A 1842-nucleotide genomic window follows, 5' to 3' on the forward strand; every position below is an offset into this window, starting at 1 on the left:
GCGGTGGGCGGTGGGGGAGGGCGTCGAGCCAGCCGCGCATCACGGCGCGGATCTCGTCGGGAGGCGTGTTCTCCGGCCACATCGCGGCCTTGAAGGACAGGCCCTCCGTCAGCGCGCGGAACTCGGCGACCAGGGTCTCCCGGTCGTGGTCCCGGGCGATGACGCCGTCTCCGGCGAGCCGGTCGATGGCGCGCCGGCAGAGGGCCACCACCTCCTCGTCGAACGAGGCGACGATCTCGCGGAACGCCGGCACGACCTGAGCCCGCGCCATGAAGGAGTAGAAGACGCGGTTGGTCTCGCGGGAGTCCTCGTCCACCGGGAGCAGCGCCCACAGGTACCGCTCGACGACCTCGCGCGCCGTGCCGCTCTCGTCGATCGCGGCGAGCCGCGCGTTGTCGCGTTCGTCGACCAACTTCAGGGCGTAGAGCTGTAGTTGCTCCTGGCTGGAGAAGTAGTGGCTGATGGCGCCGAGCGAGAGGCCGGCCTCGGCGGCGACGGCGCGGACCGTGGCGCGCTCCAGGCCGTCGCGGAGGACGACGCGCCACAGGGCTCTGGCCACATGGCTGCGGCGTTCGGCGGGATCGGCGTGGCGGGGCACGACGGCATGGTAATTCCCCTCCGTTGTAGATCACTTGTTCTGTTACCGTGGGTGCGTGGCCATATCCCAGGCGGACGCCCGGTCGCCGCGGCGCGAGGCACGAACCCTGCTGGCCGCGGCCCTCACCAACGGCCCCGCCGAACTGGTGGACTTCCTCCTGCCGTTGTGGGCGGGCGTCGCCCTCGGCGCGGGTCCGACCGAGATCGGGGTGCTGGTCGCGTTGGAGATGGCCGTCTCCGTCGTGGTCCGGCCGTTCGCCGGAGTGTTGGCCGACACCAGGGACCGCCGCCGGGTGGCGGCCGTCGGCGCCGCCGCGTACGGAGTGGCCTGCGTGGGTTACGCGTTCGCCGGTTCCCTCGGCCCCGCCTACGCGGCCGCGGTGCTCAGCGGAGTCGGCGGCGCCCTGCTGTGGGTGACGCTTCGGGCGATCGTCGGCGAACGCCTCGCCGACGACTCCGGCGTGTATCCGCGGCTGATGGCGGCTCGCGAGAACGGCGCGTGGATCGCCTTCGTCGTCGGCATGTCCCTGATGGGCCTGATCGGCTTCACCGGCCTTTTCCTGGGATGCGCGGCGGCCTGCCTCCTCGCCGCCGGGGCGCTGTTGGCCAGCCCCGACCGGGACACCCGGCCGGCGCCGTCCGGTCGCGGAGGCGTGGCGGTGGGCCTCGGCGGGCTCGGCCGCAGGCTCCGCCCCATGCTGCTGGCCGTCGCGTTCACCATGACGGCGGAGGCCGCCGTGGGCATGCTCCTGCTGCTTCACCTCCAACACGGTTTCGACCTCGACGTGGTGGCGATCGCCCTCGTGTTCCTGCCCGGCGCGATCGTGAGCGGCCTGCTGCCCGGCCGCCTGCACCTGTTCGTGGTGCGCTTCGGCCGTGCCCGGGCGGTGGCGGCCGCCTCGGTGGCGAGCGCGGGCTTCGCGCTGAGCCTGTCCTGGGCGCCGGGGCCCTACGCCATCGCCGTCCTGTGGATCCTCAGCGGAGTGGCCTGGGCGGCCGTGCTGCCGGTGCAGGAGGCCGTGATCGCCGAGGCCGCCGGCGAACAGACCGGCCGCGGGATGGGCCTCTACGAGGCGGCGGCGCTCGTCGGCGGCGCGATCGGCGCGCTGGCGGCGGGGATTCTGTACGACAGCAGTTCCTGGACGACGGCGTGCGTGGTCGCCTCCGCGGTGATCCTCGCCGGCGCGCTGATCACGCCGCGGGCCGTACGCGCCCTCCGTGTCGCCGACTTCCCGCCCCCGCCCC

General features: G+C 73.7%; 2 protein-coding genes. One reads left to right on the plus strand and one right to left on the minus strand.

The window, feature by feature from the left end; all coding sequences use genetic code 11:
• The coding region (locus tag E1283_RS35770) for a TetR/AcrR family transcriptional regulator (RefSeq protein ID WP_132822326.1) at nucleotides 1–598 on the minus strand (598 nt) is incomplete at its 3' end.
• A gap of 55 nt (nucleotides 599–653) precedes the next feature.
• Between E1283_RS35770 and E1283_RS35775 the strand changes: the two genes are divergently transcribed.
• Nucleotides 654–1842, plus strand: a 1189-nt coding sequence (locus tag E1283_RS35775) for an MFS transporter (protein ID WP_207930670.1), incomplete at its 3' end; no start/stop codon positions are given.

This window comes from Streptomyces hainanensis (assembly GCF_004348415.1).
Taxonomy (GTDB): domain Bacteria; phylum Actinomycetota; class Actinomycetes; order Streptomycetales; family Streptomycetaceae; genus Streptomyces; species Streptomyces hainanensis.